The 7,981-nt window shown below is 40.7% G+C and carries 9 protein-coding genes; 8 read left to right on the forward strand and 1 reads right to left on the reverse strand.

Going from position 1 to position 7,981, the window contains the following annotated elements:
- The first annotated feature begins 80 nt into the window (after positions 1 to 80).
- From trmB to OC25_RS09605, 5 genes are all read left to right on the forward strand, one after another.
- Positions 81 to 731 carry a tRNA (guanosine(46)-N7)-methyltransferase TrmB gene (gene trmB, locus OC25_RS09585; protein WP_039474911.1) on the forward strand — a complete coding sequence of 217 codons (651 nt, stop codon included), beginning with the start codon at positions 81 to 83 and terminating at the stop codon, positions 729 to 731.
- A complete protein-coding gene (locus OC25_RS09590) occupies positions 731 to 1,066 on the forward strand; it encodes an MGMT family protein (RefSeq protein WP_039474914.1) in 336 nt (111 codons plus the stop codon). The genes trmB and OC25_RS09590 overlap by 1 nt, the downstream gene beginning before the upstream one ends.
- 57 nt (positions 1,067 to 1,123) lie before the next feature.
- Positions 1,124 to 1,477, forward strand: a complete 354-nt coding sequence (locus OC25_RS09595) for a carboxymuconolactone decarboxylase family protein (protein ID WP_039474917.1) — start codon at positions 1,124 to 1,126, stop codon at positions 1,475 to 1,477.
- A gap of 178 nt (positions 1,478 to 1,655) precedes the next feature.
- Positions 1,656 to 2,240, forward strand: coding sequence for a DNA-3-methyladenine glycosylase I (locus OC25_RS09600; RefSeq protein WP_052266092.1), 585 nt, complete (start codon positions 1,656 to 1,658; stop codon positions 2,238 to 2,240).
- Positions 2,240 to 2,773, forward strand: a complete 534-nt coding sequence (locus OC25_RS09605) for a GNAT family N-acetyltransferase (protein WP_039474921.1) — start codon at positions 2,240 to 2,242, stop codon at positions 2,771 to 2,773. The genes OC25_RS09600 and OC25_RS09605 overlap by 1 nt, the downstream gene beginning before the upstream one ends.
- Positions 2,774 to 2,780: 7 nt before the next feature.
- On the opposite strand, the gene OC25_RS09610 is transcribed toward OC25_RS09605, so the two are convergent.
- Positions 2,781 to 3,464 (reverse strand): hypothetical protein, encoded by a 684-nt coding sequence (locus OC25_RS09610; protein ID WP_052266093.1) that lies wholly within the window; start codon positions 3,462 to 3,464, stop codon positions 2,781 to 2,783.
- 155 nt (positions 3,465 to 3,619) lie between these two features.
- Here OC25_RS09610 and polA point away from each other — a divergent pair, with 155 nt between their 5' ends.
- The 3 genes from polA to OC25_RS09625 all read left to right on the forward strand — a co-directional run bounded on the left by polA (position 3,620) and on the right by OC25_RS09625 (position 7,806).
- On the forward strand, positions 3,620 to 6,424 hold the full coding sequence (polA, locus tag OC25_RS09615; RefSeq protein WP_039474927.1) for a DNA polymerase I: 2,805 nt from the start codon (positions 3,620 to 3,622) through the stop codon (positions 6,422 to 6,424).
- A 1-nt stretch (position 6,425) separates the two neighbouring features.
- A complete protein-coding gene (locus OC25_RS27315) occupies positions 6,426 to 7,298 on the forward strand; it encodes an energy transducer TonB (RefSeq protein WP_082018564.1) in 873 nt (290 codons plus the stop codon).
- 163 nt (positions 7,299 to 7,461) lie between these two features.
- Positions 7,462 to 7,806, forward strand: a complete 345-nt coding sequence (locus tag OC25_RS09625; RefSeq protein WP_039474931.1) for a hypothetical protein — start codon at positions 7,462 to 7,464, stop codon at positions 7,804 to 7,806.
- Positions 7,807 to 7,981: the final 175 nt, after the last annotated feature.

The following is a 7,981-nucleotide window of genomic DNA, read 5'->3' on the forward strand; positions in this document are numbered from 1 at the left end:
TCATCAAAACGGACGAGTTATCAGCTGAAAAAACAAATTGCTAAATGATTTAATTGTAAATTTGTCTCAAAAAAGAAAACTTGGGCAAAGATAAACTTAGGCGTTTTGCAGAGATAGAAACATTTGCAAACGTATACCAATTAGATGAAGGAAAAGCCTTAAAAGGTAACTGGGCTGCAACACATTTTAAAAATAATAATCCTATTGTATTGGAACTGGCCTGTGGAAAAGGCGAGTACTCGGTAAACCTGGCGCGTTTATTTCCTGAAAAGAACTTTATTGGGGTCGATTATAAAGGGAACCGCATCTGGCGTGGAGCCAAAACAGCAATAGAAGATGGCATTGATAATGTAGCTTTTTTAAGGATCCAGATCGAAAACCTGCTCGACTACTTTAATGAAGGAGAAGTTGATGAAATCTGGATTACCTTTCCTGATCCACAACCACAGGATAGCCGCGAGAAAAAACGCCTTACTTTCCCGGTATTTTTAAACCGGTATAAACAGGTGCTGAAATCGGGTGGTTGCGTAAATTTAAAAACAGATAACGACCAATTGTACGCCTATACCTGCGAAAAAGTAGCAGAACTAGGCTTAACTGTACACAAAAACACCGATCACCTCTACACTTCCGATTTAGTTGATGAGGTATTATCGATCAAGACTTATTACGAGAAGAAATATTTATTACACGATAAGAATATTAACTATATTCAGTTTTCTTTTGAATAATGGATACCAACTTTTACGAACAGGTTTATGAGGTTGTACGGCTGATTCCGAAAGGAAGGGTGACATCTTATGGGGCCATTGCTAAAAGTTTAGGCGCGGCAAAATCGTCGCGGATGGTTGGGCATGCGATGCTTTATGCAGGTACTGCCCATCCAAAAGTACCTGCCCACCGGGTAGTAAACAGCAGCGGACTGCTTACCGGAAAATTCCATTTTAAACCGCCCGAATTGATGGAAGAACTCTTGAAAAAGGAGGGTGTTGAGGTTAAAAACGATAAGGTAGTTAACTTTAAAAAAGTATTCTGGAATCCGCTGGAAGAGATCAATCTCGACTAAAGGCATTGATTTAAATTAATGCGCATTCACTTATTTAAAATTCAATAATTAGGATACATGGGAAAGTTAGTAGAAGAATTTAATAGCTATCGCGAAAAAATGAACGATAGGATCATGGAAACCGCGAATACCAATATTAAGCGTTTTTTTGCACTCGATACCACTTCTTATGCTGATGGTGCACTTGATGTAAAAACCAAGGAAATGTTAGGCCTGGTAGCCTCAATGGTACTTCGCTGCGATGATTGTATCAAATACCACCTCGGAAAATGTTTCGATGCTGGCGTGAACAACGATGAAATGAACGAAATTTTCATGATCGCCAATTTAGTGGGTGGCAGCATTGTGATTCCGCATTACAGAAGGGCTGTGGAGTATTGGGATGAGTTGAGTTTGGAGGCTGGAGTTTAGCGGAAGCCAAATTAGAAAATCGTCATGCTGAACTTGTTTCAGCATCTCTTCTGACCCCAAACCTTAGAGACCCTGAAACACCCGTCCGTCCGATCTGGCGGAAGTTCAGGGTGACGAAGGATATTATGATTAACTAAATAGTATATTCTCAAAATGTACGCCTCAAAATTCGCTTAACATGACTCAAGACTCTGGACTTAAAACTAAGGACTCAATACGCTGTACCTGGGCAGGATCAGATCTGCTATACATCAAATACCACGATGAAGAGTGGGGCAAACCCGTTTACGATGATAAGGTTTTATTTGAATTCCTGATCCTGGAAGGTGCACAGGCTGGCCTGAGCTGGATTACCATTCTTCGCAGGCGTGAAAATTACCGTAAGGCTTTTGCCAATTTTGAGGTACAAAAGGTTGCTGCCTTCACCGAAAAAGATGTAGAACGTTTAATGAATGATGAGGGAATTATCCGCAACCGCTTAAAGGTAAATGGTGCCATTACCAATGCCAGGTTGTTTATCGAAATTCAGCAAGAATTTGGCAGTTTCTCTAAGTATATGTGGAGTTTCGTGCCCGATGGGAAACCCATTTTAAATCACATCGAAAAAATGAGCGATGTACCCCCACGCACCGAGCTATCAGACCGCATTAGTAAAGATATGAAGAAACGGGGTTTCAAATTTTTCGGCACCACCATCTGTTATGCCCACATGCAGGCCACCGGTATGGTGAACGATCATTTATTAAACTGTTGCGCAAGGTAATGATCGCGTCAGCCACGTTATATACTGACAGGTTTTTATTGAGGCAATTTTGTGCAAATGATTTACCTTTTATTTTTAATGGGTTATCTAACCCGGATGTAATCCGCTATTATGGCGTAAACTATTCTACCCTTGATGAAACCAATGATCAACTGATTTGGTTTAACGAGATCCAGGAAAATGAAACAGGTATATGGTGGGCCATTTGCGATAAATCAACACTTAATTTATTAGGCGCGATAGGATTTAATGATTTGAAAAAAACAGAACAAGAGGCTGAAATTGGGTTTTGGTTATTGCCAGAATATTGGGGCCTGGGCATAATAAAAGAAGCAGCCTCTGCAGTGCTTGGTTATGCATCGAAAGTGTTAAACCTGGCGACAATTGTTGCGCTGGTTGAAACAGAGAATAATAACAGTAAAAAAATACTGAAAAAGCTGGATTTTATTTATCAGAAAACTTTATGGAATTGCGAGATTAAACATGATAATCCAATCAGTTTAGAAGTTTACGAAAAGAAAATTTCGGAATAGGTGATTACTATTTCTTAATCGCATTATATTCTTTTACAAAGTTAATTACATCGCGGCTGTTAAAATCGGCACTGGTTTCTACTTTGGCTTTTAGGGCAGGCTGATCGCCCATTTTTTGCAACAGGATATTTTTTACTTCTACCTTTTTAGCATCATCTGTTATCGCTTTCATTGGTACTTCCTGTAAGGGGCCGGCTCCAGGTTTTTCGATAAAGTAACGTATTGCCGGAGCGCCTGCAGGTCTTTCGGGAGCAGAATTGTTTCCTCCACCAATGCTGATACCACCGCCCATACCCATGCCGCCATAACCTCCGGTACCGGTACCAACACCAATTGAAGGCCTGAATTTTACTTTCTTTTCTTTCACCGGCGGAACAAGGGTGCCCCCACCAAACGAGTAGAGGTTAACGGTACCCATTTCTATTACCTTTACAAAACGGTATTCGAAATTACGTCCGTTGGCAAAACCTTTACTTACAAAACTATCGCCGTTCCAGAAAAAATTCTTAATGTCTTTTGCCGGCAGTATCACATCAGCCTCATCGTTAGCGCTGATAAAAACCGAAAAGTAATCGGTGCCTTTTATGGTGCCTCTGATTACCTCATCATTATTTTTAACGATAAAGTCCTGGGCATGGCTTGTGTATATAGTGGCAAAAATAAGTACAATCAGGGTTAAGGCTTTTTTCATATCCATTCGGTTTTTAAAAATAACGCAATTTTACCGGTTTTGAGATACAGTTCATAAAATTTCATATTATAAGTTCGATAGATTGTTAACTTTGATCTTTTACGATCCGATAAATCCATTTATCGGTACAATCATTAAATCGGTGTAATCATAATATGAAAAAACTCTTTCTTCTAGACGGTATGGCGCTTATGTACAGGGCGCATTTTGCATTAAGTAAAAACCCGCGTTTTACTTCAACAGGAATCAATACCTCGGCGGTAATGGGCTTTACCAATACCCTGCTCGATGTTTTAAAGAAAGAGAAGCCCACACATATTGCGGTGGTTTTTGATACAGAAGCCCCTACTGAAAGGCATACTACATTCGAAGCATATAAAGCACAGCGACAAGCTATGCCCGAAGATTTGTCGGCTGCAATGCCTTATGTAATTAAATTAATTACAGGTTTCAACATTCCCGTTATTACCTCTGATGGTTATGAGGCCGACGATATTATTGGTACCCTGGCCAAAAAAGCCGAGCAAAAAGGTTATCAGGTGTATTGTATGACTCCCGATAAGGATTTCGGACAGCTGGTGTCAGAAAATATTTTCATTTACAAGCCCGCACGTATGGGCAACGATATGGAGATATTGGGTGTAAAAGAAATATTGGCCAAGTGGGAAATTGAACGGGTAGATCAGGTTATTGATATTTTAGGCCTGTGGGGAGATGCCGTAGATAATATTCCTGGCATTCCGGGTATTGGCGAAAAAACAGCCAAGCTTTTAATTAAGCAATACGGTACCATGGAAAATATCATTGCCAACTCGCATGAGTTAAAAGGCAAACAACGTGAAAATGTAGAGAATTTCGCTGAACAGGGGCTGATCTCTAAAAAACTGGCAACCATTTTATTGGATGTTCCGGTTGAGCTGGATGAAGCCGGTTTAGAACTTTGCGATCCGAGTCGTGATTTACTGGAACCTTTGTTTACCGAATTAGAATTCAGAACGCTGGGCCGCAGGGTTTTTGGCGACGAATTTTCGGTTACCACAGCTAAGTTTCAGGAAGGTACGCAAACTGATTTGTTTGGCAACCAGCCAGGCGAGGTCATTCAATATACCAATACCCTCGAAGAAGAACCGGCAGAAAAATTGCCAGCCAAAACCATCGAAAATACAGAACACGATTATCAATTGGTTGATACCGCTGAACAACGTGCTGAATTAATTAAGCTGTTACTGGCTGAAAAACGGATTTCGTTCGATACCGAAACAACAGGTACCGATGCCAATATGGTAGATCTGGTAGGCTTGTCATTCTCAGTAAAGCCGGGTACAGGTTATTATATCCCGGTGCCTGCGGCGCGCGAAGAAGCTCAGGCCATTGTAGATGAATTTAGGGTGGTACTGGAAGATGAAAACATCGAAAAGATTGGCCAAAACACCAAATACGATATTTTAGTGCTAAAATGGTATGGAGTAGAAGTAAAAGGAAAACTTTTTGATACCATGCTGGCACACTATTTAATTGATCCGGATACCCGCCATGGAATGGATGTATTATCTGAAAATTACCTCGGTTACTCACCTATCTCGATTACGAAACTGATTGGGCCAAAAGGAAAAGGGCAGTTGAACATGCGCGATGTGCCCGTAATTGATGTAGTTGATTATGCTGCAGAAGATGCTGATGTTACTTTGCAGCTGGCCCAGGTGTTCGAACCTAAATTAACTGAACTAAATGCCGCTAAACTCGCGGCAGAAATTGAAAATCCTTTGGTTTATGTGCTGGCCGATATCGAAAAAGAAGGGGTACGCATTGATATTGAGACCTTAAAATCCTATTCAGCCGAGCTGGAAAAAGATATCATCAAATTTGAGCAGAATGTTTACGATAAAGCAGGGATTAAATTTAACCTGGCTTCGCCAAAACAACTGGGCGAGGTTTTATTTGATAAACTTCAGCTCGATCCGAAAGCGAAGAAAACCAAAACCGGCCAATATCAAACCGGAGAAGATGTTTTAACTGCTTTAGCCAGCAAAAGTGATATTGTGCAGGATATCCTGGATTTCCGCCAGCTGCAGAAGCTTAAATCAACTTATGTAGATGCCTTGCCGCTTATGGTTAACCCTAAAACCGGAAGGGTGCACACCTCTTACAACCAGGCTGTAGCCGCAACCGGTCGTTTAAGTTCTAACAACCCGAACCTGCAAAATATTCCAATCCGTACTGAGCGTGGCCGCGAAGTACGTAAGGCTTTTATCGCACGCGATGAAAACCACATTTTGTTATCGGCCGATTATTCGCAGATCGAATTGCGTATCATTGCCGAAATCAGTAAAGAGCAAAATATGCTCGATGCATTTAACAAAGGCATCGATATCCATACCGCAACGGCTGCCAAAGTATATGGCGTAAGCATTGAGGAAGTAGATGGAACGCAGCGCAGAAACGCCAAGGCAGTAAACTTTGGTATCATTTACGGGCAGTCGGCTTTTGGTTTATCGCAAAACCTGGGCATTCCGCGTAAAGAGGCTGCAGAAATTATTGAACAATATTTTACGCAATATCCGGGCATTAAACAATACATGAGCGATACTATGAACTTTGCCCGTGAGAATGGTTTTGTGGAAACGATAATGGGCAGAAGGCGCTATTTAAGAGACATTAATTCGGCCAACCAAACCGTAAGAGGCTTTGCAGAACGAAATGCCATTAACGCGCCTATACAGGGCTCAGCTGCCGATATGATCAAAATTGCCATGATCAATATCCATAAAGAGATGAAAGCACAAAATTTAAAATCGACCATGACCATGCAGGTGCATGATGAGTTGGTTTTTGATGTGCTGAAAACGGAAAAAGAAGCGATGAAAGCCATTATTCAGGATAAAATGACCAATGCCATTAAGCTTACTGTACCTATTGTTGTAGAGATTGGTGAAGGCGATAACTGGCTGGCTGCGCACTAAGATGAAAGCACTGCTGTTGATATGGTTTAGCCTGTTTACTATTTCGGCATACGCACAAAAGAGCGATACCTTAATTACCTATAGTTTTGGCGATAATGGCACCATGGCGGTAAGGCGGGCTACCGAAACGTATAAGTTGTACAAAACCGACAGCACCTGGGTTAGGACTACTTTTAATGCAAATAAAGTAGCTGTTAAAACAGAGACTTTCTCAGATAAACAGTTGAATAATTTAAATGGCGAATACTTCGAATATGAGCAAGGGCAGGTTGCGCTAAAAGGGTTTTATCTGGATAATCAAAAAAATGGTCAATGGACCAAACTGGATGGCGATGGAAAACCTGAAGAAGTTAAAACATACCAAAAAGATAAGCTGAATGGTGCGTATACCACTTATTGGAAAGATGGAATTCCTAAAATAAGTGGTAATTATGTGGATGGAAAGAAAGTAGGTGAGTGGAAGATTATGTATGAAAACGGAAATCTTGCACTAAAAGAAAGCTACAATGAAAAAAGCAAATTAACCGATAGTGCCTATTTCGATAGGAATGGTAAGGCAGTAAAAAAAGCTGATGTGACCACCGAACCCACGTTTCCGGGAGGTATGAAGCAGTTCTATGTTTACCTGAGCAGAAATGTACGGTATCCGGCAGAGGCGCACCGCTACAAAATTCAGGGGAAGGTATATTTGTCTTTTATGATTAGCCCAACTGGGAAAGTAGAGCACGTTAAGGTGATTTCTTCTCCGGATGCCAGTTTGAGCCAAGTAGCCATTAAAGTAACGGAGCAAAGCCCCGATTGGATTCCGGCTACGCTCTTTGGTAAGCCAATCAGTGTGGGTTACAGCATCGATATCAATTTCACATTAAGGTAGTCTGTTTCGAAAAATAAAAATATTCGTTATCTTCATTAAATCTTCATTCCGAATAATGAACTTTATATCAACAAAATAAACGAGTAAAACAAAAATCAAAAGGGACGAAACCTCGGAGTAAAACGAAGATGATTCTAACCATTAAAAAACAAAATCAAAGATTATGAAAAAGTTATTGAGTTTAATCGCAATCGCAGCATTTGGTTTAACAACAGCATTTGCTCAAACCCCGGCTACTACTACAGCACCAGCTAAAGCTAAAACTGTAGTTAAAAAAGAAGTTAAAACTACCACTGCTCCTGTTAAAGCAGGTGTTAAGCAAGAGGCGAAAAAAGTAGAAACTAAAACCACTACTACAGCTGCTAAAGTAAAAGCAGATGGTACGCCAGATATGCGTTTTAAAGAAAACAAAGCAAAGGCAGTAACTAAAGTTGCTGGTCCTACTAAAAAAGACGGTACAGCTGATATGCGCTATAAAGCAAACAAAGAAGCTGCTAAAAAGAACTAGGTTTAGGTTTTATAATTTGAAAGGGTCTCCGGTGAAAAATCGGAGGCCCTTTTTTGTTTTGTACCGTAAGTTCGTCATTGCGAGGAGGAACGACGAAGCAATCTCTTTAGCGTACGTTAACAGTCATCGTTGTAAGATTGGTTCGTCGGCTGAAAAAGCCTTCTCGCAATGACGA

The organism is Pedobacter kyungheensis (genome assembly GCF_000812965.1).
Lineage (GTDB): Bacteria > Bacteroidota > Bacteroidia > Sphingobacteriales > Sphingobacteriaceae > Pedobacter > Pedobacter kyungheensis.

Coding starts and splice junctions, on each gene's coding strand:
- OC25_RS09590 (WP_039474914.1), top strand. CDS start 731: ATGGATACCAACTTTTACGAACAGGTTTATGAGGTTGTACGGCTGATT.
- OC25_RS09595 (WP_039474917.1), top strand. CDS start 1,124: ATGGGAAAGTTAGTAGAAGAATTTAATAGCTATCGCGAAAAAATGAAC.
- OC25_RS09600 (WP_052266092.1), top strand. CDS start 1,656: ATGACTCAAGACTCTGGACTTAAAACTAAGGACTCAATACGCTGTACC.
- OC25_RS09605 (WP_039474921.1), top strand. CDS start 2,240: ATGATCGCGTCAGCCACGTTATATACTGACAGGTTTTTATTGAGGCAA.
- OC25_RS09610 (WP_052266093.1), bottom strand. CDS start 3,464: ATGAAAAAAGCCTTAACCCTGATTGTACTTATTTTTGCCACTATATAC.
- polA (WP_039474927.1), top strand. CDS start 3,620: ATGAAAAAACTCTTTCTTCTAGACGGTATGGCGCTTATGTACAGGGCG.
- OC25_RS27315 (WP_082018564.1), top strand. CDS start 6,426: ATGAAAGCACTGCTGTTGATATGGTTTAGCCTGTTTACTATTTCGGCA.
- OC25_RS09625 (WP_039474931.1), top strand. CDS start 7,462: ATGAAAAAGTTATTGAGTTTAATCGCAATCGCAGCATTTGGTTTAACA.